The following is a 23,507-nucleotide window of genomic DNA, read 5'->3' on the forward strand; positions in this document are numbered from 1 at the left end:
TTACCCATTATACCATATCTGGCTGGCCGAGATCGCCACCCCTAATCATGGTCCGGATGCTGGTGGCTGGTGATGGTCGCCATCTTTTCCGGTCCGTAATTCTGCTGCGTGGTCTGGCTCGGCAAATTGGCGATGCCGACCACCCAGCCGAGCCGGGATTCGGTTCCATATTGCCGGGTCGGCACCACCAGGTCGGGGCGGTCGAACGTGCCGGTCATGATCTCGATCCGGGGGCCGCCGATCAGCCGGTAGGTCAGGGGCGTGCCGCAGGCCGGGCAAAAATCGCGCTCGGCGATGGAAGAAGACTGAAACGTCGCCGGCTTGCCGCGCGTCCAGGTGAAATGCTCATGCTCGATATCGGCAAGCGAGGCGAAGGGCGCGCCTGACGCTTTCTGGCACATCCGGCAATGGCAGATGCTGACCTTGGGCGGCACCTTCGACACCGCAAAGCGGATGGCGCCGCACTGGCAGCCGCCGGTCAGGACCGTCTTGTGGTTGTTGTCCGTCATGCTCGCTCCATCCGCCGCCAGGCTTCCTGCAGCGTCGCCAGCGCATCGCCGCCGGCAAAGATGAAATCGCCGACGCCGGCCGAGCGCAATGCGGCCTCCCGCTCGCCGGGATGCCCTGCCAGATAGATATGCTTCGCGCCGGCCGCTTGAAGGGCCTTGGCGGCGGGCGCCGCGTGTTCCGCATAGACCTTGTCGGACGAGCACAGGCACGCGATTGCCGCGCCGGACGCCTTGAATGCGGCGGAGAGTGCGGCCGGGTCGGCAAAACCTTGCGTATCCAGCGCCTCGATGCCGCCGGTCTCGAAGAAGCTCTTGGCGAAGGTGGCGCGGGCGGTGAAGTTGGCGGGCGTGCCGAGATTGGCGAGGAAGATTGTTGGCCGCGCGCCCGATGTCTTGAGTCTTTCGTCCGATCTGTCGCGCAGCGCCTCGAACGGCGCAGCCAGCCGCATCGGCGGCAGGGGATCGAATTTGAACTTCACCTCGCCATAGGGCGGCAGCGCGATCGGCGTCGCCTCGAGCACGGCGATCTCATCCTCATGCAGATTCGGAAATACGCTGGCGCCGGTCAGTACATCGCGCCGCTTGGCGATGTTGAGCTCGCGCGCGGCCCGCGTCGCGGCGACCTTGCGCTGGATCAGGTTCTGCTCGAGCGCTGCGAAGATGCCGCCGGCCTTTTCGATCTCCTGAAACAGTGACCATGCGGCTTCGCAAAGCTGCCCCGTCAACGTTTCGATGCCGCCGGAGCCTGCCGCGGGATCGCTCACCTTGGCGAGGTTGGACTCTTCCAGCAGTACCAGTTGCGTGTTGCGCGCCACGCGCCGCGCGAACGGATCGGGCAATCCCAACGCCAGCGTGTGCGGCAATACCGTTATGGCATTGGCGCCGCCAAGGCCGGCGGAGAAGGTCGCCATCGTCGCGCGCAACATGTTCACGTAGGCGTCGCGCTGCGTCAGCATGCGCCAGGCGGTATCGGCTGCAATGAACAGCGGTTTCGGCGTCAGACCACATGCCTGTTCGATCCGCGCCCACAACCGCCGCAGCGCCCGGAATTTCGCCAGCGTCAAAAACTGGTCGGCGTCTGCGGCAAGCCGCGCATAGACCATGCCTTGCGCGTCTTCGAGCGCGATGCCAGCCTGCTCGGTCGCACGCAGATAGGCGACGCCTGAGGCGAGCACGAAAGCCAATTCCTGCGCTTCCGATCCTCCGGCATCGTGGATCACCCGTCCATCGGCGGCCGCGAACGGGCTCTTGAAGCCCATCGCAGCAAGACCCTTGATCGCGCTGGTGACCGCGGGAACGATTTCGTCCCAGCTATAGGGACTGGAGCCCGACACCGCACAGGATCCGACCGGGTCGAGGCCGAAGCGGATGTCGCAGGCCGCGGGATTAAGCCCTTTGCGTTTGATGTATTCGGCGACGTGAATGGCTGCCATTCGCGACTGCGGCCCGATCTGAAGCTCGATACCGATGCCGGCATCGAGATAGATACCGTCGAGAACCGCTTCGACGGCTTCTGCCGAAGGATCCAATCCAAAGCCGTGGGCGCCATTGGCGCCGGCGAACACCAGTGTCAGCCCCGTCGCGCCGTTTTCGAGATCGTGCAGTGCCTGCGCGTTGGCCGCTTTGGCGTCGGGATGATCGATCCGCTGCATGATCTGCCAGGGCGCGGCGGCGGCACGGCCGGCGACCGGTGCGGCGCTTCGGGTGCGGCGATAGATCGGATCGATTTTCAACCCATCGGACGTCTTGCTGACCAGTTTCTCGAACGGCGCGCCCTTCAGCACCCCATCGACCAGCTTGCGCCAGTCCTCAAAGGTCGCCTGCGGAAATTCCGCGGCCAATGTCAGCTCGTCGTTATTGGTCATCCGGCCCATTATTCCCTGGTCGTCTCTTGATTTGGCCGGAAATTGCCACGGGGCGGCCGCCAAGCCAAACGGTTGTTTTGGGTTCTTTCGGGGTCAATTGAGGTCGGGCAACCGCTGGATACCCTCGGTTGAAAGCTGCGCCAGCGCATCACGAACGCGGCGTCCCGCAATGATACGATCGGGCGCGATCTCGGCCAGCGGCACCAGCACGAAGGCGCGTTCGAAAACCCGCGGATGCGGCAGCGTGAGTTCCGGCTTGTCGAGCTTGACGTTGTCATAGGCGATCAGGTCGAGGTCGAGGGTCCGCGGACCCCAGCGCACCTCATGGGCGCGGTCGCGGCCGAATTTCTTCTCGATCTTGTGCAGCGTAAACAGCAGCGCATGCGGATCGAGGCTGGTTTCGATCTCGATGCAGGCGTTGATGAAGGGCGCCTGGTGTTCCTCGCCCCAGGGCGGGGTGATGTAATCAGAGGAACGGGCGAGCAGGGCGGCCTGGGTCATGCCGCAAATATTGGAGATGGCCTTTTTGAATGTCGCGCGGACGTCGCCGACATTGCCGCCGAGCGCGATCAGGACATCGGCCATGTCAGGGCGATGGCCGCTTGCGCATGAGTACGACGCCGACATCCTCAAATATCTCGGCGATCGGCGCATGCGGCTTGTGGACTGTGACCTTGACCGCATGGACGCGTGGGAACGCCGCGAAGATCGCGTCCGAGACGGCGCCGGCGGCACGCTCCAAGAGCTTGTAATTGGTGTTCGTGAACGCGGCAGTCGCGGTCTCGACCACGCTGGCATAAGACACCGTGTCGGACAGGCGATCGGAGTGCGAGGATTCCGACAGGTCGATGGAGAGTTCGAGATCGATCACGAACCGTTGCCCGACTTTGGTCTCGTGCTCCATGACGCCGTGGCGGGCATGGATCACGACGCCGGTGATGAATATCGTATCGCTCATTGCCGTTCCCTGATTGCCGCCGCCACGCGCAGCGCCTGTACGGTTTCGGCGACATCATGCGCCCGGATGATCCGCGCCCCGTTTTGGGCCGCCAGCAGATGGGCTGCAATCGAGCCGCCGAGGCGCTGATGCGGTTCCGACGGCGTCACCGTGCTGATGAAACGCTTGCGTGAGGCGCCGACCAATAGCGGCAGCCCGAACGACTGCAACTCGGTTAGCCGCGCCAGTGCGGCCATGCTCTGCTCGGGCGTCTTGCCGAAGCCGATGCCGGGGTCGAGCACGATCCTGTCGGATGAAATTCCAGCCCTTGCGGCAATGTCGAGCGAACGCGCAAAGAAAGCGGCGATATCCTGCATGATGTCGATCGCGGGATCGGCGCGCTCGCGATTATGCATGATGATGACGGGCACGCCACGCTCCGCGACCAGCCCGGCCATGCCGGAATCCCGCTGCAGCCCCCAGACGTCGTTGGCGATGGCGGCGCCTTGATCGAGCGCCCAGGCAACGACGGCCGATTTCATGCTGTCGATCGACACGGGAACGCCGAGCGCGACGACGTCGGCCAGCACCGGCTGCAGGCGCTTCAATTCTTCTTCCGCCGACACCGGTTCCGATCCGTAGGGTCGGGTGGATTCCGCGCCGATGTCGATGATATCGGCGCCCTCGGCGATCATCCGCCGGGCCTGGGCCAGCGCGCGCTCGGGGACCGCGAATTGACCGCCGTCCGAGAAGGAATCCGGCGTCACATTCAATACGCCCATCACCGCCGGATAGGGCCGGGAGAGCAGCGCAGGCAGCACCGGATGTCCGGCCGGACCGGTTGCGGCGGTTGGTCTGGACATGGCTGCGATCATGCGGTCGCTTTGCGCGGTCCGCGCCGGGGAGTCAAGGCAATGATAGCGCGGCCGGCCTGGCCGGCTTCAGCATCTGATCTTCAATAGCTGATTTTGGGCGGAAGCTTGCGCGCCTGCTCGATCAGTTGCTCGACCGATCGCTCCGAGGGCAGAACGCGCACCAGTTTGCGCTTTGTGTTCACGTCTTTCATGTTCTGGGCGAGCCGCGTCGGATTGCGGAGTGCGAGTTCACGCACCGTGGTGACGCCGGCCGCGCGCACCAGGCCCACCTTGGCCTTGCCCATCCCGGGAATTCGCATGTAGTCGGAAAAATTGGCCCATTCGAGCAGTTGCTGTTCGCTGATCCCGGTCTTCGCCGCGAGCGCCTTGCGTCCTTTCACCGTGCGGGCGGCTTCCAGCAGCGCATCCGTGGTGCGAATGCCCAGCGATTTCAATTTCGAGGCAGAGTAGGCGGTCAGGCCTTCGATCTGGGAAAGGGGGTAAGTCATGATACCAGATGAAAAAAGAATGTGCCCGGGTCGAATGTGCTCACCAACGCGCACTATGCGAACTGGCTGAGACCCGGCGTCCCTGAAATGATTTCGCCCATTTGATCCGCTCCGATTTTGTCGCGGCCGAACCCGAAAAGTTCACGCGCCACGCTTTGAATCTCACTCATGCCCAGCCCAAGCGCCATCAGCCTGGTGCCGACCGCCATCAAGCCTCCACCCATCAGCTGCGCGAATCCGCCGTTGCTGCTGGAAGCAGCAATCGCAGCCTCGGCGCCCGGAATTTGGTCGATCAGAGCCTGAACTTTGTCGGAGGGCCCCTCGTTACGGAGAAAACCCAGAACGATGCCGATGGTTTTTTCAGCGACAGCGCTATCGATACCGGCCTTGGAGGCCAGTCGCCCTACCAGTTCGTCCATATTTGCCCCGTCCCCAAACCGGTTTTTGCCGGTCGTCTACTTCCAAATTGATCTTGAGCGCCTGCGATCTGAATTACAAGCGATCCGGGGACATCAAGGCGCTTTTGATTCTGCGAGTGTTGCAGCAATGCAAGAGTGAACGCCGGATTCACGCTGACTTGTTGCGCTGCGTTGTCGATTTTTCTGCCGAAGGTCGGAAAAAAGGATGAGATGCGCGAAAGACGAAGCGGGCGAACGCTCACGTATGGTCCGCCAATGGTTTCAATCGGCGGGCAGGATGCGGTATGATTGCCTCCAAATCTCCCCGATGGGCACGAAGAGGCGATCCGATGGTGACCTCCGATAACAAGACGACCGATACCGATGAGAGGGTTTTTATCGGAAAGGGCGAACAGACGGCTTGGCTGACACTCGCGCTTGCCAATCGGCATGGCCTCGTCACCGGAGCAACCGGCACCGGCAAGACCGTGTCGCTACAGGTGATGGCGGAGGGCTTTGCCCGCGCCGGTGTTCCGGTGTTCGCGGCCGATATCAAGGGCGATCTATCCGGTATCTCCGAAATTGGCGAGGCCAAGGATTTCATCCTGAAACGAGCTGGAGAAATGGGTCTCAATTTCCAGCCCGACCAGTTCTCGACCGTGTTTTGGGACGTGTTCGGCGAGCAGGGTCATCCGGTGCGCGCTACAGTCACGGAAATGGGACCGCTATTGCTGTCGCGAATGCTCGACCTGAACGACGTGCAGGAAGGCGTCCTCAACGTCGCGTTCCGCGTGGCGGACGAAAGCGGCCTCACTCTGATCGACATGAAGGATCTGCGGTCACTGCTGGATGCGATCGTTCCCAATGGCCGCAAGAAGGGGCCGGATGACGAGGAAGATCCGTTTGCCGAGATCCGGAAGGTCGCGCAAAGCTACGGCAATGTCAGCAAGGCAACCGTCGGGACCATTCAGCGCCAGCTTCTGGTGTTGGAAAACCAGGGCGGAACGAAATTCTTCGGCGAGCCGGCGCTGTTGCTGAAGGATTTCATGAAGACCGACAGCGACGGCCGGGGAATGGTCAATATTCTGGTCGCCGACAAGCTGATGCAGAATCCGAGGCTCTACGCGACGTTTCTGTTATGGATGCTGTCGGAGCTGTTCGAGGAACTGCCGGAAGCCGGCGACCTGCCGAAGCCGAAACTGGTGTTCTTCTTCGACGAGGCGCATCTGTTGTTCAACGATGCGCCGAAGGCATTGCTCGACAAAATCGAGCAGGTGGTCCGCCTGATCCGTTCCAAGGGCGTCGGCGTCTATTTCGTCACGCAAAATCCGATCGACGTGCCGGACAAGGTGCTGGCTCAGTTGGGTAACCGCGTGCAGCACGCGCTACGCGCCTTTACGCCGCGCGACCAGAAGGCGGTAAATGCCGCGGCGCAGACCTTCCGGCCCAACCCGAAGCTCGACACCGCACGCGTCATCATGGAACTCGGCAAGGGCGAAGCGTTGGTGTCGTTCCTCGAAGGCGGCGGCACGCCGACCATGGTAGAGCGCGTCATGATCCGGCCGCCGACGGCACGGATCGGGCCGATCACGCCGGAAGAGCGCAAAGCGATCATGAGCAAGAGCCCGGTCAAAGGCAAATACGACACTGCGGTCGATGCCGAATCCGCCTATGAGATGCTGCAGAAGCGCGTGGCTACGACGGCGGCGCCTGCAGAAGGGCAAGATGGTGGCGCTGGCGGCGGTGGCGGAATTCTCGGCCAGATCGGTTCGATCGTCGGCACGATCTTCGGCACCAACGTCAAGCGCGGCAGGCTGACGACCGGCCAGGTGATTGCACGAGACGTTACGCGGTCCGTTACCAACAGGGTGGTCGGTGGGATCGTAGCCGATCTCGGCAAATCCGTTGGTGGATCGCTCGGCGGCTCAGTCGGTCGCGCGCTGGTGCGCGGTGCGCTTGGCGGCTTGCTGCGGCGATAGGACTTTTTCGAGCGAAGGTGGCAGTCGGTTCGCGTGAAGAACTGCGACGTAATCTCCTCTGAATCCGGAACGAGCGTGTGCTGAGATATCCGTCGCTACGAAGGCCGCTCGATATCCTGTTTCTGGTCTGTTGCATCGCCCTGACCGCCGATGTCCTCGTCCCGGAAATCTGGGGCAACGGCAAGACCAAGGACTATCCGCTCTGGTTCTGGGCGGGTCAGCAGGTGCTGCAAGGCAGGAATCTCTACCCGGACGACCCCGCTACCTATTTCGAGTTCATCTATCCGCCGCTGTCGGCGGTGCTGCTCGCGATCCCGACCTGGTTCGGCAAGATCCCGCTGTATCTCATCCTGTCGTTTCTCAACATCGTCGCATGGTGGATGACGGCGCAATTCTCGCACGCGATGGCGGGATCGGGGAAGAAGCCCGGTCCTTGGCTGGAAGCGCTGCCGGGCTTTGTCACCGTCACCTTCGTGTTCGACATGTTCGACCTCGGCCAACCGAACTTGCTGCTGCTGGCGCTGCTGCTCTACGGGTTCTGGCTGTTGCGGGACCACCGCGGCTGGATGGCGGGAAGCATGTTCGCGCTCGCTACCGCCATCAAGGTGTTTCCGGTGGCGGTGTTGCCTTATCTGCTGTGGCGAAGACAGTGGGCGGCAGCCGCGAGCATGCTGGTTTTCATAGGCCTGTTTCTGTTCGTGCTGCCGGCGCCGTTTCGCGGCTTCCAGCACAATTTCACGGAGCTGAGGACCTGGTACCAGGGCATGGTGGGTTCCAGTTCGGAGAAGGGGTTCGGACAGCGCGACGAGCAGAACTGGTCGTGGGTCAACCAGTCGATCATCGCGGTGACACACCGGCTGACGCGGCCGGTGAACTACAACCAGGACAATCCGGCCAAACCCGTGCGCACGATGAACATCATCGACGTCGATTTCAGGACGGCGAACTGGATCGTACTGGCGATCTCGCTCACAATCGGGCTCGGCTATCTCGCTATCATGCCGCCGGCGTCGCGCCGCACGGAACGTTCGGATGCGGAAGAGATCGGTATCTTGTTTTGCCTGATCACAGTCGCTTCGCCGCTGGCCCGCCAGTACTACTTTTTGTGGCTGTTCTTTCCGATCACCGTTTTGGTCCACCGCGCCGCTTATGATCCGCGCCCGCGGGTCAAAACCGGAACCTGGGCACTACTTGCCATCGCGGGCGGCTTGCTGTGCCTGTCGCTGCCGCTGTTTCCGGTTGATCTGCAGGCCTATGGCAACAATCTCGCCGCCACCATCGTGCTTGTCGCTGGGTTGGTCTGGCACATATTGCATCCGCCAGCCGCGGATGTTGCCTTGCCTCAGGCCGCGGGCAAGCTACAACTTGACGTTAATAAGAAGGCTCACAGCCAGGGATAGTCAGTCATGCCCAACGCCAATATCCAGCCGGTTCTCGACCATATCGACGCCGATTTCGACAACAGCCTCGAACGGCTGTTCGCGTTGTTGCGGATCAAGTCGATCTCGGCCGATCCGGCCTTCGCCGGCGATTGCAAGGCCGCCGCCGATCATCTGGCGAAGGATATCGCGACGCTCGGCTTCAAGGCCGAGGTGAGGCCCACGGCGGGACATCCGGCGATCGTTGCCAAGGCCAATGGGGGCGGGGCGAGCCGGCCTCACGTGCTGTTTTATGGGCACTACGATGTGCAGCCGGTCGATCCGCTCAGTCTGTGGCACCGCCCGCCGTTCGAGCCTGTCGTCACCGACCATGCCGATGGCCGCAAGATCATCGTCGCGCGCGGTGCGGAGGACGACAAGGGCCAGTTGATGACTTTCGTCGAGGCCTGCCGCGCCTGGAAGAAGGTCACGGGGACGCTGCCGGTCGACATCACCATCATCATCGAGGGTGAAGAGGAAATCGGATCGAAGAACTTCGTGCCGTTCCTGGAAGCGAACAAGAGCGACCTCAAGGCCGACTTCGCACTGGTCTGCGACACCGGCATGTGGGACCAGAACACGCCGGCAATCACGACCTCGCTGCGCGGCCTCGTCTATGACGAGGTCAAGATCAAGGCCGCCAATCGCGACCTGCATTCCGGCATCTTCGGCGGCGGCGCGCGTAATCCGATCCGGGTGCTGACCAATATTCTGGGCGGTCTGCATGACGAGAACGGTCACATCACGATTCCTGGCTTCTACGACGGCGTGAAGGACTTGCCGCCGGACATCCTGGCGCAGTGGAAGAATCTGAACCTCACGCCGGAATCCTTCCTGAAGCCGATCGGCCTCTCCATTCCCGCCGGTGAGAAGGATCGCCTGCTGATCGAGCAGGTTTCCTCGCGCCCGACCTGCGACATCAACGGCATTATCGGCGGCTATACCGGCGAGGGCTCAAAGACGGTAATCCCGGCGGAAGCCTCCGCAAAAGTTTCGTTCCGTCTGGTGGAGGGACAAGACCCGGAAAAGATCCGGAAAGCTTTCCGAGATTACGTTCGGGCGCGCGTGCCTGCCGACTGCAAGGCCGAATTCACCGACCACTCCAACGCGCCGGCGATTGCGCTCGACTGGAACATGAAGCCGCTGGCCGCCGCCAAGCGCGCGCTGACGGACGAGTGGGGCAAGGAGGCGCTCCTGATCGGCTCGGGTGCGTCGATTCCGATCGTGGCGGATTTCAAGCGCACGCTTGGCCTCGACACCGTGCTGGTCGGCTTCGGCCTCGACGACGACAACATCCATTCGCCGAACGAGAAGTACGACCTGAAGAGCTATCATAAGGGTATCCGTTCCTGGGCGCGGATTTTGGGAGCGTTCGCGGAGGGAGCAAAGTAGCGCGGGAGCGGTAGGGTGGGCAAGGCGGAGCGTGCCCACCATTCTCTCCGCGGAATTGGTTTGAATGGTGGGCACGCTCCGCTTTGCCCACCCTACGATACGCCCAAATAAAAACGCCGCCCGGGATTGGACGGCGTTTGATTCCGAGACGTGTAGAGGGTGTGTAGCAATAGTTTAGCGCATCTGCGCGGCTTGTCCACCGGATATCTCTCGCGCGCTCACTCCACCGGGTAGGGTCCCTCGCGAAAGACGCGGTCGTGATAGCCCTTGCTGCCGACCTCGCGCGCGAGCGGACTGCGGATGTCCTCGTCGGCCTGCAGCCGCGCAATCAGCGCGCGGAAATCATGGCGGGGTTGCCAGCCGAGTCCGGCACGTGCGCGGTCGTTGACGTAGACGCGATCGATGCCTGGAATCATCGTCCAGCCGCGGCGTGCAAATTCGACCTCGAATTCCGGAACGTAACGGCGGACCACACGCGGCGCGTCGTTGCGCAGGTCCGCCATGTCGTGTCGCGTAAACGGCGTGGTGGCGCTGATGATATATTTCGCGAAGCTGGCCGATGGCGCGTGACGGGCCGCCAAGAGATGCGCGCTGACCACGTCTTCGATATCGACGCGGCGATAGAGGAACTCGTTGGTCTTGATGTTGGCGTCGGTGTAGGCCTCGCGTGTCGCGCGATTGTCGTCCTCTTCGGGAAAGAAGCGCGAGGTGCGCAGCACGATGGTGCGAAGCGCGTGATTGCGCGCAAAGATATGACACAGATCCTCCGCGGCCGCCTTGGTGACGCCATAGATATTTTTCGGCACGGCAGTGACATCTTCGGTGATCCAGACTGCCGGCTCGCCCGGCGGCGGCACCAGCGCATCGCCGAACACGCTCGTGGTGCTGGTGTAGACAAATGCCGTGACGCCGGCTGCGGTGGCTTCTTCGAGGAGATTGAGCGTGCCGGTGACATTGACGTCGACGAAATCCTGGCGACTGTGGGTAGCTACATGCGGCTTGTGCAGCGTCGCGGCGTGCAGCACGGTCATGACGCCTTTCATGCAGCGGCGTACGAAGGCGCGATCGGCGATTGAGCCGACGTGGTGTGTAAATCCGCCGGGCAGCACGTCGATGCCAAGGGCCTCGTGCCGCCGTGCCTGCAGCGTGCGCATCAGCGCCTCGCCGAGATGGCCGGAACTGCCGGTCACCAGTACCTTCACGCCGCTATAAGCCTTTCGCGCGTTCGCCGGGTTCAGGTCTTGTAGCTCGGATCGATTCGATCGAGCTTGCGCAACAGCGGCGGCCACACCAGCTCGGTCGAGCGCCGTTCCGCGAAATCGGCATTGGCGAACAGCCGCTCGTTCTTGTCTATCACGGCCTGCTCGATCGGGTAGGCGGTGGGGCCCAGCATACGCGTGCGCACCTGCATCGTGCAGGCGCGCTCCAGATGGTACATGCGCTCGAAGGCGGAGGCGACCGAACGGCCGACGGTGAGCGTGCCGTGGTTGCGCAGCAGCATGTGGTTCTTGTTGCCGAGGTCCTTCTGCAGCCGCGGACGTTCGTCGTGGTCCAGCGCGACGCCTTCGTAATCGTGGTAAGCGAGGTCGTGGGTGACGAACTGTGCGGTCTGGTTCATCGGCAGCAGGCCTTCCATGCAACTCGCCACCGCCGTTCCGTCGGGCGTGTGCAGATGAAGCACGCAGCCGGCATCCTCGCGCACCTCGTGGATCGCCGAATGGATGGTGAAGCCGGCCGGGTTGATGCTGTATTCGCTCTCGCTGAGCTGATTGCCATGCAGATCGACCTTCACCAGGCTCGACGCCGTGATTTCCTCAAACATCAATCCGTACGGGTTGATCAGGAAGTGATGGTCGGGGCCGGGCACGCGCGCCGAGATGTGGGTGTCGACCAGATCGTCCCAGCCATAGAGCGCAACGAGGCGATAGCAGGCGGCGAGATTGACGCGCTGGTTCCACTCGGCGTCGCTCATGCCGGACGGGATTTCCTTCAGGCGAGCTTCGGCTGGCGACATGGCGTAGCTGCTCCCGAAAATTGTTGATTTCGAGCGCGAGCTTAGCCCGGTGCCGGAGGGCCAGCAAGGCAGGCATCACGGGTAGCAGTTATGCTCTTGCCGACTTAAGGCGCCGGAATCGCCAGTAGCGTCGGTATGGGACGGCCGCGGATATCGTAGACGCGCGCGAACACGACATCGTCACGCTTGATCTCCACCATGACCGGCGCGGTGAGGCCCTTGCAGTAGAATTCGCCCAGTGTCATCGCGAAATCGGCGGACTGGCTGTCCCAGCCGATCGTGAAGTCGGGACCGAGCGCCACCTGCGCCGGGCGCTGCGGGCCGCACACCGCGACCTTCCACTTGCGCCCCAGTGGAGGAAATTCCTGCCGTTCGACCAGCTCCTCGCGCAGACCGTCGGAAGCCTGCTTCAGCGCCAGCCCCCAGTAATCCAGCATAAACATCTTGTCGGCGCCGCGAACGGTACCGGCAATGTGATTGAAGTGGGTGTACTCGTAAGGGTGCAGGCGGATCATCTCGCTGAGCGGCAACAGCAGGCCGAACGTGAACACCGCCAGTGCGGCCGGTTGCCAGCGGCGGTGATTGTTCTTCAGCCAATTCATGCCCCAGGCGAACGATACGCCGGCAAGCACGGCCATCGGCGGGATAACGAACACGAAATGCCGGATGCCGTTGTAGAGCGCCGGCCGTTTCACCATCGCGATCACCAGCGGCAGGCTGGCCGCCAGCGTCAGCATCAGGAAGATGGTCTTGCGGCGGGCTGACACATCCGTGCGCGACAGCGACACGAAGGTGCCGACAGCACCGGCGAGCAGAAGCGCGAGCAATATTTCGGGAAGCTGCAGCGCGAACAGCGTCGGCAGGTAGGACCACGGCATGTCCGGCACCGACACCAGCGCCCCGTCGAACATTTCCTTCCACGGTTTCTCGAAGAAATGCGAGAAATAGGTCAGCGCCTTGAAGGGATGATCCGGTTCCATGATCGACCACGGCCACACCAGGCCCATGATCAGATATCCGAGCACGAGGCCTGGCAGCAGCACGTATGCGACATGGGCGAAGCGGTGGATCGCCTCGCGCGAGCCTTGCGTGCGAACGTCCTCGATCAACAACGGGACGAAGCCCACCATCGCATAGACCACCGCCAGCCCGCCGAGAATCCGGCAACCGATCGAGAGGCCGGCGCCGAGACCGATGATCAGGATGGTCCGCGGCGAGGGCGCGGGATACTCCTCGGCAAGGCGCACCAGACCCAGGATCAGGATCACCATCGAGACGGCGAACGGCGCGTCCTTCGGGTTCATGAACATGTGCCCGTAGAAGGTGGGACACAGCGCGAGCAGCAGCAGCGTCGCGAGCCCGGCCAGCGGGCCGCCGACATGCCGCCCCAGCCGCCAGGTCACGGCAAGACCGATCAGGCCGACGACGGCGCCGAGCAGGCGGCGCGTTTCAAACAGTTCGAGCGGGATAACTTTGTGCAGCAGCGCCGCCGCCATGTCGAAGCCGCCGCCATACATGTAGAGATTGGCGAACGACAGCGCGCCGGTGTCCTTGAAACCGGAACCGTACATCCGCAGTAGCAGATCGGCATATTCGGCGTGCGTGTAGTCGTCCCAGCCCAGCCCATAGTCGCGGAAGGTCAGGCCAGCGACGAGGGCGACAACGGCCAGCACGAAGATGGCAAGGTCGTCACAGGCCCTCTCCACCGAGCGCCGCGCAGGCGTATCGAGGGCAGAAGTCGTAATGGATGACATGGCGATTGGTAACCCAGCGTCCCTATGGCCCAGCTTGGATATTCTTGAGCCTCATTCCCCGGGTACCCATATAGCGCAGTTCCATTACCAAGTAATTGGGAATTGTGGCGTAAATCCCTGATGCAATGCAACAAAAAGGCAGTAATTGGTAGACGGTGAAATTACGGGCGCCGGAGTGAACGGCGCCTGAATGGCGCGAAGCACCCGCACCCGGAATCCTGCAATCGAACAACACCATGCGGAACCTGTATGCAATTGGCGGGTGGCGATGCACACAATATGACGGTATCGTGGCGTGGGGCGGCTTGCGAGCGTTTCGGGCGCGGCTGAGGGATTAGTTCAATGATGATTGTCATGTTGGTCGCCGGGATCGGCCTCGTTTTGGCGGGGCTGCTGGCGATCGGCTTCGGGATCCCGATCAAGGAATTCAGCACCGGCAACACGCTGATCATCGCCGGCGTGATCGGCGTTTGCACCGGCGCGATCATGCTTGCGCTCTGGATAGCGGTCCGGGAGCTGAAGAACATTGCGCAGCGGCTTGGCGCCGGCGTGCCTGAAGCGCGCGGCGAGACCGCCACGCGGGATTCTACTCCCTTCGGCGGCGGTACTCCGGCCGCCGAACCGCCCGCTGGTCTCGGACCATTCTCTCCAACGGCACCGCCGCCTTTCGCGCCAGCGGCGCCGCCGCCGTGGCAGAACGAGGCTGTCCTGCGGGACCACCCGATCCCGGAGCCGACACACCCCGAACCGCCAGCGTCGGCCGCGAAACCGAAGCGCAATTTGTTGTTTTCCTCGACGTCGCGAAGGGAACGCGAGCGCGCGCAGGCGCGAGGCAGCGAGCCGCTGCCGCCGGACCTTTTGTCATCGGAGCTCCGTTCCACTCCGCCCACCGTGCCACCGGTCGAGCCGGCCGAACCGCCACGGGGGTCCTTCGAGGATGCCTGGCCGAGAGCGGAGCGCGCAAAATCCAGCGAGACCCCGCTGCAGCGCCGCGGCGGCCGCACGCCCCCGGCGCCCGCGGAAGCCAATGGTGGACCGCCGCGCACGGAGGATCAGCCGGCTGTGACGGTGCTGAAGTCCGGCGTCGTCGATGGCATGGCCTATTCCCTCTACTCCGACGGTTCGATCGAGGCCCAGATGCCGGAGGGCATGATGCGCTTTGCCTCGATCGACGAACTGCGCGCGCATCTCGATCAGCGGTCCTGAACCGGCAATACTTGCCGGAAGACGACTTTTGGAAATAAAGCGGCGCCGTTCTTGTCAATTTCCCCGCACTTCCTTCATATACGTCCAGTTGTATAGGATGCCGCCGATGTATAGGCGCGGTGGATACTGTCCGAACCGCACAGATGCATCGTGATCCCAGAAGGTTGAGCCATGACCGATCCCGCAGGCAAGACGCCCGTCGAACTGACCGCCAATATCGTATCGGCCTATCTCAGCAACAATCCGACCCAGGCCTCGGAAATCCCGAACCTGATCAGCCAGGTTCATGCCGCGCTGATGCGGGTGTCGAGCGGCCGCCCGGAAACTCCGCTTGAGCCGGCAAAGCCGGCCGTGTCGGTGAAGAAGTCGATGACGCCGGAATATCTGGTGTGTCTGGAGGACGGCAAACGATTCAAGTCGCTGAAGCGCCATCTGCGAACGCAGTACAACATGACGCCGGAGCAATACCGCGACAAATGGGGGCTGCCGCCGGATTATCCCATGGTGGCGCCGAATTACGCGGTGGCGCGCTCGCAACTTGCCAAGAAGATGGGCCTTGGCCAGCAGGCGCGGAAGCGGAAGTAGGCTCCCCGCAATGACGGTGATTACGAAGCCGCGGCGAGCGCCTCGCGCGCGTCGGAGCGGATGCGCTCCACCATGGAGCGCAGGCCGTTGGAACGCTGCGGCGTCAGGTGCTCGCGGAATCCGAATTCGTCGAAGACGGCAAGTGCATCGGTCGAAAGGATCTGCTGCGGCGTGCGGCCGGAATAGAGCGTGAGCAGGATCGCGATCAGGCCGCGCACGATGTGGGCGTCGCTGTCGCCCAAATATTTCAGCCGCGGTTCGCTGTTGCCGCCGCGGTCGATCTGCCTGGAAAGCCAGACCTGGCTGACGCAGCCGTTGACCTTGTTCTCTGCGGAATGCTCGGCCTCCGGCATCGGGTCGAGCGTGCGGCCGAGTTCGATGACGTACCGGTAGCGGTCGTCCCACTCGTCAAGCAGTTCGAAATTGTCCCTGATTTCGTCGATCGTCATCTTGGCCCGCGTCCGTTTTCGCAAGGTCTTATAGCAAGGTCTTATATAGGATGCGGATTGAACGAAAGCGACGGAAACGGAACCGGTTCCCCGGCCTATTTTGAGGCCAACGGCATCCGCGGCAGCCGCCAGTCGATCGCCATATCGTCCTCCGTCAGAGCATCAGTGGGCGAGGCGGCCGCGATCACGGCCTCGGCGTCGCCGGCGGTGCCGATCGAGCTGGTATGGTCGGGCTTCTTGTCGTGGACGATGGGACGATCGGGCTTCTTGTCGGTATCGGGCTTCTTGTCGGTGATGATCTTGTACAACTGGCGGGCGCCGTCCTGGGCGCGCTGGCCGAGCGCGGTCGCGGCCTGGCCGCCGACCTCGCAAGCCGCCGGCTGACGCTTGCAGAATTGCCCCACGTCGGAGACGGCGGCGGTCGCAGCCGATACGGCCTCGGACGCGCCGATCTGCGGCACGTTGTCCGATTCAGGCGTCTTTTCCCTCGGCAACAGCACGAGCACGAGCCCGAGCCAGAATGCCATGCGAAGCAGAAAAAACATCTCGCGACCCCGGTCGTCTCTTATGGTTGTGTTGCGGTTAAGTCCGCTGGCTTTGTTTCTGACTAACAGCCCTCGATAAATCGCAAGTGTTTGCATTGAGGTAAAATCGCCGAAAATTTTCTGAAAACCGCAACGATTCGATTCGGCGTAAATATTCGATTGACGACCACCATCGCGCGAAAAGTCCGCGCCGCTCGCGCATCTACCATTTCGAAACCATAGATCGATCGCGCTGGAAACCTGTCGTTCACCATCCGCGTCGAATGCGCGTCACGCGAGGCGCGAAATTCCCGCGAAAACAGGCCGTCGGGCGTTGGCCCTCCGCGCCTTAGCGTTCGCTTAAGTTCACTCTGACACGGTGGCGCAAAGATAAGGGGGCGTTCCGGCGCGTCTGTCTGACGAACAAGCCGAAGCGCGAGAGCCGTGACTGTTTTGAGTATCATCCGCGATTGTCTCGATGCGTTGCTGCATCCCTCGGCACGATATGATGCGCTGACGCGTGCGCGTCATCGCGCGTTCATGGCGCCGCGGCTGCTCGGCAGCCTGGTGGCGCTTGCGGCTTTTCCGGTCTATCTGGCGATGCGCGGGGCGCCCACGGCGCTCGAGGTCGCTGCCTTTGCCTGGCTGATCGCACCCATCCTGTTGTCGTGGTTCCTGTCGCGCACCGGCCGCTACGAGGGCGCACATATCCTGTCCGCGCTGGCGCTGGCAGGCCTTGTCATGATGGTCGCCGCGACCACCGGCGGTATCGAATCGTTCGCCGCGGTCTGGCTGATCGTCGTTCCGCTGGAGGCGGCGCTGTCAGCCTCGCGTCGCGTGGTCGTGTTCGCTTCGGCGCTGGCACTGTCATGCGCCGCCCTGCTGATCGCGCTCGGACATTTTCACCTGCTGCCGATGGCAGAGCCGAACGCGGCGCTGCGCGGCGTCCTGATGGGCGCCGGTGTGGCCTCGGCGACGCTCTATGCGGCAGGGCTGGCCGTCAGCGCGGAATCGCTGGCACGCACTTCCGTGTCGCTGCTTTATGTCGAGGAAGACCGCTACCGCTTGCTGGCGCGAAACATGAGCGACGTGATTTCGCGTCACAACCGCAACGGCGCCGTGGAGTTCATTTCGCCGGCGGCGGAAGCCATGCTCGGCACGCCCGGCGCCCGGCTCACCGGCCACGGCCTGTTCGACCGCGTCCACGTCGCCGATCGTCCGGCCTATCTCACGGCCCTGTCGGATGCCGCGAGCGGCAGTGAGCAGCGCAGCGTCGAATTCCGTCTGCGCCGCGACGCGGCCCGCGGCCAGAACGGTTCCGCCGATTTCATCTGGGTCGAGATGCGCTGCCGGCCGCTCGAGCAGGCTTCGCCCGAGGCCGAAGTCGTCGCCGTGATGCGCGACGTCACCGACCGCAAGATACAGGAGCAGGCGCTCGAAATGGCGCGCACCGCTGCCGAGCAGGCGGATGCCTCCAAGACGCGCTTCCTGGCCACCATGAGCCACGAGCTGCGCACGCCGCTGAACGCCATCATCGGTTTCTCCGAGATGATCGTGCACGAAGAGGCGATGATGCTCGACGCCGCGCGGCGCAGGGAATACGCGCAGTTGATCAACGATTCCGGCCAGCACCTGTTGTCGGTCGTCAACGGCATCCTCGACATGTCGAAGATGGAAACCGGAAATTTCGAAATTTCGCCGGAGCCGTTCGCGCCGCGCGCGGCACTGTTGCACTGCTGCAATTTGCTGGCGCTGAAGGCGCGCGACAACGGCGTCGACCTGATCACCCGCGCGGCGGAGGACTTGCCCGTGATGAACGGCGACCCCCGCGCGTTCAAGCAGATCGCGCTCAATCTCATCACCAACGCCATCAAGTTCACCGAGCGCGGCGGCAGCGTGACGGTTTCCGCCACGGTCGAGGGATCGCGGCTGATGCTGAGTGTCACCGATACGGGGGTCGGTATCGCCGCCGAGGATCTCGCGCGGATCGGCGACCCGTTCTTCCAGGCCGGCAAGACCTATCAGCGCAAACACGAAGGCACCGGCCTCGGCCTGTCGATCGTGAAGGGTCTGGTTGGACTGCACAACGGCGAGATGAACGTGCAGAGCACGGTCGGCGAGGGAACCACGGTGGCTGTCACCTTGCCGCTTGACTTTGCGCCTTCGCTGACCACTTCGAACAACGTCGCGACGCTGAAGCCGGCGCTGCGACCCGAATCCCAGGATGAAGTCCATCAGGTGAAGAAGCGTGCCCAGGCGTATTGACGACGATGACGAGATGCCGCGCCGCCGCCGTCGCGGCGCGAAAGCGGTTGCGATCGAAGCGGAGGAAGAGCGCGGCCTCGTGATGCGCATTCTCCTGCACAGTCCGAAGGACATGATCGCGGGCCTGCTCGCGGCTGCCGCGATCTGCGCCATTGTCGCCAATGCGCTGTTCCTGCAGGCCGGCCGCCATCCCTCGCCGATGTTCGGCTCGGTCGTGACGCTGCCGGCGCCGCAAGCGGCCGTCGTGAGCCCGCTGCCGCGTCCGCGCCCGGTCGAAATAACCGCAAGGCCGGTCGAGTCGGATCCGCCGGAAATCAGGCCGGTCGAGGTGCGGAGCGTCGATCCCAGACACGTCGAAATCAAGAGTGCCGATCCCAAGGGCACGGAGCCCAAAAATGCCGACCCGATGACCAATCTGGTGGTCAAGTCGACCGGTGCGCCCGCCGCGGCCCCTGCCAATGCGTTGCGTCCGCCGGCGCCGATTCCGACGAGTGGGCAAAGCGCCGGCGCGCGCCGCGTGGCGGCGGTACAGCGCGCGCTGACGCAATATGGCTACGGCCAGTTGAAGCCGACCGGCGCGGTCGGTGCGGACACCCAGGCTGCGATCTCGAAATTCGAGCGCGATCGCAAGCTGCCGGTGACCGGCCAGATGTCCGATCGCCTGGTGCGTGAACTCACCGCCATGATCGGGCGCCCGATCGACTAGCTTCCGCCCGGTCGCTGGCCTATCGTCGATCCCATGCGATTGAAATCATCCATCTGGGTGGCCGCTTACCTGCGCCGCTGCCAGAATGAGGGAATATTTGGCGCCATCCGCAAGCGCGGGGCGGAGGAGGCGGGGGCGGTGTTCGTCAAGGTGGCGCTGCTCGACGGCAACGCCATGCTGTATGCGCCTGCGCCGCAGACTGTCTATGACGAGAGCCGCCCGGCCGAGCGGTTGTTTGCGCCGGCCTCGCCGCAGCCGGTGCCGGAGCAATCGGTGGAAGAACGGCTCGCCAAGGAACTCCGTTTCGATCCCGACGCCTGGATCGTCGAGACCGAAGACCGCGCAGGGCGGCATTTTCTGGATCTGGCGAAAGCTTAGCGCTTCGAGCCGTCGGTGCCGGTGCGGACTGCCGGGGCGGTTCCTGGCTGCACCGCGGGACGGGTTTGCGAACCCGTCGCACGCGCGCGGTGCCGTTCGTCGTCGTACAGCGCGGTGCGATATTTGGCGCGGGTAACAGCCATGGTCGAGCCGCGCCACGCGGCCAGCATGACGAGCGCTGATCGTTCGCTCAAACGGTCGTAAAGTCGCGACAAGCGATAGACGCTGTGCACGGACGAGCCGAATTCCGGATTGAGGAACAGCAGCACGCGCTGGAAGATCGCGCTCGGCATGTCGAGCGCCTTCGCCGCGCAGGCCAGCGGCTCGCCGCCGGGATCATTGACGACTTGTGTCGCGATCCGCTGCGGCAGGATCAGGGCCTCGCCAAGTTCGAGCGCGAAGTTTTCGGCATCCTCGGCGAAGGCCGCCATCTCCAGAATATGAAGCGCGCGCGCCGCGCGGGCCGCGGGAATGCGCGCCGAGGCTTTTAGCGGCGTATCGGAGAGATTGTGCAGGATCAGCGCACGCTCGCTGGGGCCGGCCGCGAAGAACATGTCGCTTATTTCGGCGGCATCGTTGGGTCGCATTGCGAGACTGGCCGCCATCCGCAACTGCGCTTCGGTCGGCGGTTTCACCGTCGGCGCGTCGGCCGGAGCCGCGGCAATCGAAGCCGCAAGCGGCAACGGTTCGCCGGGGTGCGCACGCCGCAGGCCGAGCCTGTCCATGATCTCGGCCGGCGTTGCCGGATAGATCGCGAGCCGTGCCCGCACCGCGGCGCGGGTGGCGTCGTCGACCTGACCGATCAGGCGGGACGTCAGTTCGACGAACTGCCGCTCCTCGTCGGCGGAATGGGCGCTGGTCTGAACATAAAGATCAGTCAGCACGCGCAGCAAGGTCGGGCGGATATCGACGCCCTCGCGGCGCGAGAGCGTCATCAGCCCGTCGAATCCCGGAAACAATGGAGCTGCGGTCATGTCAGGTGTACGCGACTTCGATAATCCTTCGCGTAAGCCTACGCAGGGCGTTTTAAGAGTTGGTTAAGGAAAACAGCCTCTGAAGAAATCCGATAAAATGTGAGCTTTCGGTAGGGGATGCGCCAAAAACCGTAACTCTACCGCCTGCACAAATTAAGATGCCGTTAACCACGTTCTGTTCTGAATAATGACATGTCGCCGGCCAAGTCGTGACCGCGGCGACCAGAGAGAACGGAATATGGGCACCATCATTGAATTTCCGGCGGATGCGGCTTCGCGACGGCTGGGCTCAACCATGGATGGCGCTCCACGCGATGGCCTGGGAACCGTGCTGATCCTTCCCGTTGTCCGCATCGAACGCCAAGCCGGCGGAACCGGCGACGGACGCGGGCCGGAAGAGGGGACGGCGCCCGGTCGCCGTCGCCGGCGGCGCCCCTAAAACGACGGAAGTTTGAAATGCCGGAGCTGTGCCTCCCGATCCGGACCACCGGGCTTCGGTCACTCCCGGCTCTTATGCTGTTCGTGGCAAGTGCTGTGCTTGGCGGTTGCAGCGGCGGCGATTTCGGCCGCACCCGCGCGGACATGCGCAACGACGACATGCACCGCTGGCTGGGGGCCGAGGCCACCGCAAGCGTCGGCCTCAAGCCTTCACACTTCCAGCTCACCGAAAACGAACGCCAGCTTCGCGATCTCGCCTATCCCCTGATCGAGCCGCCGCATTCGCGGCCCGCCTGGAAGAGCGTGTTCGGCGATTACCAGCCGCTGCCTTCGCCATGGCGGCAGAAGGTGGTGTTCGACCGCACCACCTACGGACGCGCCTTGATCGACGAGCCGCACCGCTCGCACACCTCGCGCTATCAGCAGTTGATCGAGGACGTTCGCAACGACATCACGAGGTTCGAGCCGTTTTTTGCCTCCGCCATCCGCGTCATCGAACTCGACCGCAAGCGCAGCGCCAGCCTGAGGATGGTGTCGGAACTGTCGCCGCGCGAACAGGCGGACGCGATCGCGCGCATGGAAGAGAACACGCTTATCGTGCAATGGGTCCAGCAATGCCTGGAGCGGCGTATCTCGTCGTATCGCTGGGCGCTCGAGCGACTGGTGATCCATGCGCCCGACGGGATCGCCGCCGACGCCGACCGCCTGATCGGCGAACTCGCCGCGCAAACCGCCAACCCGCCGGTTGCCGCCCAGCCGGTGATCGGGCGTGCGGTGACGGTGAAGGGTTAGGCCGGGGCGTTACTCATGACTCTGAAAAGAGCCATGTACTTGGCGATGTCCGGATTACGCTCAGAAGCGGACATCTGGGCAGGTCTTCAGCGAGTCTGCTAAGGGCCGATTCTGTTGAAAAAGGCGGCTGTTGCGACGCAGAGATATCAGTGATTCAGTCTGTCTAAATTGGCAGGACTGAAGATCATGATGGGACACCGGCAAGTCGAACAGGCTGCGTTGTTCTATGAGTTCTCGCTCGAAAGGCATGTCCCGGCCGACCACCTGCTCCGATCAATCGATAGGTTCGTAGAGCTTGAGGAGCTGCGACGGGAACTGGCGCCGTTCTACAGCAACATCGGACGGCCTTCGATCGATCCCGAGCTGATGATCAGGATGCTCCTAATCGGCTATTGCTTCGGCATACGATCGGAGCGGCGCCTCTGCGATGAAGTCCACCTCAATCTGGCGTACCGCTGGTTTTGTCGGCTGGGTCTGGACGGGGCTGTCCCCGATCACTCGACGTTCTCGAAGAACAGGCACGGTCGCTTCCGTGAGAGCGATCTCTTCCGTCGTGTATTCGAGATCGTCTTGCGCCGCTGTATCCGGGAGCGGCTGGTCGGTGGCGAAGGGTTCGCAGTCGACGCGAGCCTGATCAAGGCGGATGCCAATCGACAGAAGGGAATCGAAGGCGACAAGGGACTTCCACCGGAGGCGGCATGCCGGGCGATAGATGAGTATCTGGCTGTCCTCGATGATGCCGCCTTCGGAGCAGCGACCGAGGTCACGCCGAAGTTCGTGTCGCCCTCGGACCCGGCGGCGCGTTGGACGGGGGCGCACGGCGGTCAAGCCTTCTTCGCCTACTCGACGAACTACCTGGTCGACATCGATAACGCGATCATCGTTGATGTCGAGGCGACCACGGCAATCCGCCAGGCGGAAGTGTTGGCCGCCAAGCGCATGATCCAACGTTCGCTCGAACGGTTCGACCTCTATCCAAGCCGGCTTCTCGGGGACAGCGCCTATGGCTCGGCCGAGATGCTTGGGTGGCTGTTCTACGACCATGGGATCGAGCCGCACGTGACCGTCTTTGACAAGTCGGCCCGCACGGACGGGACCTTCTCGCGCGAGGACTTCATCTATGACCATGCCGGGGACGTCTATCGTTGCCCCGGTGGCAAAACCCTCACCACCACAGGGACGCCAGTGAACGATGAGGCGACGATCCTCTACCGTGCGAGCAAGCACGATTGTCAAGCATGCTCTCTGAGAAGCAGGTGTTGCCCCAACACTCCGGCCCGGAAAGTGCCGCGCTCGGTCTACGAGGGCGCTCGCGACTTGGCGCGCGAGATCGCAAGATCATGGGAGGGCCGCACTTCGCGCCGGCTCCGGAAGAAGATCGAGATGCTGTTCGCGCACCTCAAGCGCATTCTCAAGCTCGACCGGCTGCGGCTAAGGGGCCCGAACGGCGCGCGTGACGAGTTCACCCTCGCTGCCACCGCTCAGAACCTCCGTAAGATGGCCAAGCTGATCCCGATGCCCGCGCTGACGCCCGCGTGAGGTCAACCACCCCAGCTCGTCC

At 63.2% G+C, this 23,507-nt stretch carries 24 protein-coding genes; 11 read left to right on the top strand and 13 right to left on the bottom strand.

Translation table 11 applies throughout. The annotated features are described in order from the left end of the window. Nucleotides 1–41: 41 nt before the first annotated feature. The 7 genes from LMTR13_RS11575 to LMTR13_RS11605 form a co-directional block, all read right to left on the bottom strand. Complete coding sequence (locus LMTR13_RS11575) at nt 42–509, bottom strand: GFA family protein (RefSeq protein ID WP_065727993.1); 468 nt, start codon at nt 507–509, stop codon at nt 42–44. Further along, a complete protein-coding gene (locus tag LMTR13_RS11580) occupies nt 506–2,374 on the bottom strand; it encodes a methylmalonyl-CoA mutase subunit beta (protein WP_065732613.1) in 1,869 nt (622 codons plus the stop codon). The genes LMTR13_RS11575 and LMTR13_RS11580 overlap by 4 nt, the downstream gene beginning before the upstream one ends. Before the next feature lie 93 nt (nt 2,375–2,467). Then, a complete protein-coding gene (gene folK, locus LMTR13_RS11585; RefSeq protein WP_065727994.1) occupies nt 2,468–2,959 on the bottom strand; it encodes a 2-amino-4-hydroxy-6-hydroxymethyldihydropteridine diphosphokinase in 492 nt (163 codons plus the stop codon). A 1-nt stretch (nt 2,960) separates the two neighbouring features. Next, nucleotides 2,961–3,332, bottom strand: a complete 372-nt coding sequence (folB, locus tag LMTR13_RS11590) for a dihydroneopterin aldolase (protein ID WP_065727995.1) — start codon at nt 3,330–3,332, stop codon at nt 2,961–2,963. Then, nucleotides 3,329–4,186, bottom strand: coding sequence for a dihydropteroate synthase (gene folP, locus LMTR13_RS11595; protein ID WP_065727996.1), 858 nt, complete (start codon nt 4,184–4,186; stop codon nt 3,329–3,331). Before folP ends, folB begins: the two co-directional genes overlap by 4 nt. An 80-nt stretch (nt 4,187–4,266) precedes the next feature. Beyond that, nucleotides 4,267–4,674 (bottom strand): DUF4332 domain-containing protein, encoded by a 408-nt coding sequence (locus LMTR13_RS11600; RefSeq protein WP_065727997.1) that lies wholly within the window; start codon nt 4,672–4,674, stop codon nt 4,267–4,269. Between the two features lie 53 nt (nt 4,675–4,727). Beyond that, nucleotides 4,728–5,093: a hypothetical protein gene (locus LMTR13_RS11605; protein ID WP_065727998.1), complete on the bottom strand. Its 366-nt coding sequence runs from the start codon at nt 5,091–5,093 to the stop codon at nt 4,728–4,730. A gap of 329 nt (nt 5,094–5,422) precedes the next feature. Between LMTR13_RS11605 and LMTR13_RS11610 the strand changes: the two genes are divergently transcribed. The 3 genes from LMTR13_RS11610 (at nt 5,423) to LMTR13_RS11620 (ending at nt 9,861) form a co-directional block, all read left to right on the top strand. Then, the gene (locus tag LMTR13_RS11610; protein WP_065727999.1) at nt 5,423–7,051 is read left to right on the top strand and encodes a helicase HerA-like domain-containing protein; all 1,629 of its coding nucleotides are present in this window, start codon (nt 5,423–5,425) and stop codon (nt 7,049–7,051) included. Nucleotides 7,052–7,128: 77 nt separating this feature from the next. Next, entirely contained in the window at nt 7,129–8,451 is a 1,323-nt protein-coding gene (locus LMTR13_RS11615; RefSeq protein WP_236843354.1) for a glycosyltransferase family 87 protein, read from the top strand. Between the two features lie 6 nt (nt 8,452–8,457). Then, the gene (locus tag LMTR13_RS11620) at nt 8,458–9,861 is read left to right on the top strand and encodes a M20/M25/M40 family metallo-hydrolase (RefSeq protein ID WP_065728001.1); all 1,404 of its coding nucleotides are present in this window, start codon (nt 8,458–8,460) and stop codon (nt 9,859–9,861) included. Nucleotides 9,862–10,079: 218 nt separating this feature from the next. On the opposite strand, the gene LMTR13_RS11625 is transcribed toward LMTR13_RS11620, so the two are convergent. From LMTR13_RS11625 to LMTR13_RS11635, 3 genes are all read right to left on the bottom strand, one after another. Continuing rightward, nucleotides 10,080–11,063 (bottom strand): NAD-dependent epimerase/dehydratase family protein, encoded by a 984-nt coding sequence (locus tag LMTR13_RS11625; RefSeq protein WP_065728002.1) that lies wholly within the window; start codon nt 11,061–11,063, stop codon nt 10,080–10,082. A gap of 32 nt (nt 11,064–11,095) precedes the next feature. Then, nucleotides 11,096–11,875, bottom strand: coding sequence for a class II aldolase/adducin family protein (locus LMTR13_RS11630; RefSeq protein ID WP_065728003.1), 780 nt, complete (start codon nt 11,873–11,875; stop codon nt 11,096–11,098). Between the two features lie 104 nt (nt 11,876–11,979). Then, nucleotides 11,980–13,629: a glycosyltransferase family 39 protein gene (locus tag LMTR13_RS11635; protein WP_065728004.1), complete on the bottom strand. Its 1,650-nt coding sequence runs from the start codon at nt 13,627–13,629 to the stop codon at nt 11,980–11,982. Between the two features lie 342 nt (nt 13,630–13,971). On the opposite strand from LMTR13_RS11635, the gene LMTR13_RS11640 reads away from it, so the two are divergent. Together LMTR13_RS11640 and LMTR13_RS11645 are read left to right on the top strand one after the other, a co-directional pair. After that, nucleotides 13,972–14,835, top strand: coding sequence for a hypothetical protein (locus LMTR13_RS11640; RefSeq protein WP_065728005.1), 864 nt, complete (start codon nt 13,972–13,974; stop codon nt 14,833–14,835). A gap of 171 nt (nt 14,836–15,006) precedes the next feature. Then, a complete protein-coding gene (locus LMTR13_RS11645) occupies nt 15,007–15,420 on the top strand; it encodes a Ros/MucR family transcriptional regulator (RefSeq protein ID WP_065728006.1) in 414 nt (137 codons plus the stop codon). 20 nt (nt 15,421–15,440) lie between these two features. Here the strand turns inward: LMTR13_RS11645 and LMTR13_RS11650 are convergent, their stop codons facing one another. Together LMTR13_RS11650 and LMTR13_RS11655 are read right to left on the bottom strand one after the other, a co-directional pair. Next, nucleotides 15,441–15,869, bottom strand: coding sequence for a SufE family protein (locus LMTR13_RS11650; RefSeq protein ID WP_065728007.1), 429 nt, complete (start codon nt 15,867–15,869; stop codon nt 15,441–15,443). Nucleotides 15,870–15,964: 95 nt separating this feature from the next. Next, nucleotides 15,965–16,414 (bottom strand): DUF5330 domain-containing protein, encoded by a 450-nt coding sequence (locus tag LMTR13_RS11655; protein WP_065728008.1) that lies wholly within the window; start codon nt 16,412–16,414, stop codon nt 15,965–15,967. A gap of 423 nt (nt 16,415–16,837) precedes the next feature. On the opposite strand from LMTR13_RS11655, the gene LMTR13_RS11660 reads away from it, so the two are divergent. Genes LMTR13_RS11660 through LMTR13_RS11670 form a run of 3 tightly spaced genes read left to right on the top strand, consistent with a single transcriptional unit; the run spans nt 16,838 to nt 19,742 of the window. Beyond that, nucleotides 16,838–18,658 (top strand): PAS domain-containing sensor histidine kinase, encoded by a 1,821-nt coding sequence (locus LMTR13_RS11660; protein ID WP_065728009.1) that lies wholly within the window; start codon nt 16,838–16,840, stop codon nt 18,656–18,658. Then, on the top strand, nt 18,642–19,364 hold the full coding sequence (locus tag LMTR13_RS11665) for a peptidoglycan-binding domain-containing protein (protein ID WP_065728010.1): 723 nt from the start codon (nt 18,642–18,644) through the stop codon (nt 19,362–19,364). The genes LMTR13_RS11660 and LMTR13_RS11665 overlap by 17 nt, the downstream gene beginning before the upstream one ends. A 33-nt stretch (nt 19,365–19,397) precedes the next feature. Then, the gene (locus LMTR13_RS11670; protein ID WP_065728011.1) at nt 19,398–19,742 is read left to right on the top strand and encodes a DUF1491 family protein; all 345 of its coding nucleotides are present in this window, start codon (nt 19,398–19,400) and stop codon (nt 19,740–19,742) included. On the opposite strand, the gene LMTR13_RS11675 is transcribed toward LMTR13_RS11670, so the two are convergent. Beyond that, the gene (locus tag LMTR13_RS11675; RefSeq protein ID WP_065728012.1) at nt 19,739–20,716 is read right to left on the bottom strand and encodes a DUF2336 domain-containing protein; all 978 of its coding nucleotides are present in this window, start codon (nt 20,714–20,716) and stop codon (nt 19,739–19,741) included. The genes LMTR13_RS11670 and LMTR13_RS11675 overlap by 4 nt on opposite strands. A 238-nt stretch (nt 20,717–20,954) precedes the next feature. Here LMTR13_RS11675 and LMTR13_RS42385 point away from each other — a divergent pair, with 238 nt between their 5' ends. The 3 genes from LMTR13_RS42385 to LMTR13_RS11690 all read left to right on the top strand — a co-directional run bounded on the left by LMTR13_RS42385 (nt 20,955) and on the right by LMTR13_RS11690 (nt 23,485). Further along, nucleotides 20,955–21,155, top strand: a complete 201-nt coding sequence (locus tag LMTR13_RS42385; RefSeq protein WP_065728013.1) for a hypothetical protein — start codon at nt 20,955–20,957, stop codon at nt 21,153–21,155. Nucleotides 21,156–21,172: 17 nt separating this feature from the next. Further along, entirely contained in the window at nt 21,173–21,946 is a 774-nt protein-coding gene (locus LMTR13_RS11685; RefSeq protein ID WP_065728014.1) for a hypothetical protein, read from the top strand. Between the two features lie 186 nt (nt 21,947–22,132). After that, entirely contained in the window at nt 22,133–23,485 is a 1,353-nt protein-coding gene (locus LMTR13_RS11690; RefSeq protein WP_065732614.1) for an IS1182 family transposase, read from the top strand. Nucleotides 23,486–23,507: the final 22 nt, after the last annotated feature.

The sequence above is a fragment of the Bradyrhizobium icense genome, assembly GCF_001693385.1.
GTDB lineage: Bacteria > Pseudomonadota > Alphaproteobacteria > Rhizobiales > Xanthobacteraceae > Bradyrhizobium > Bradyrhizobium icense.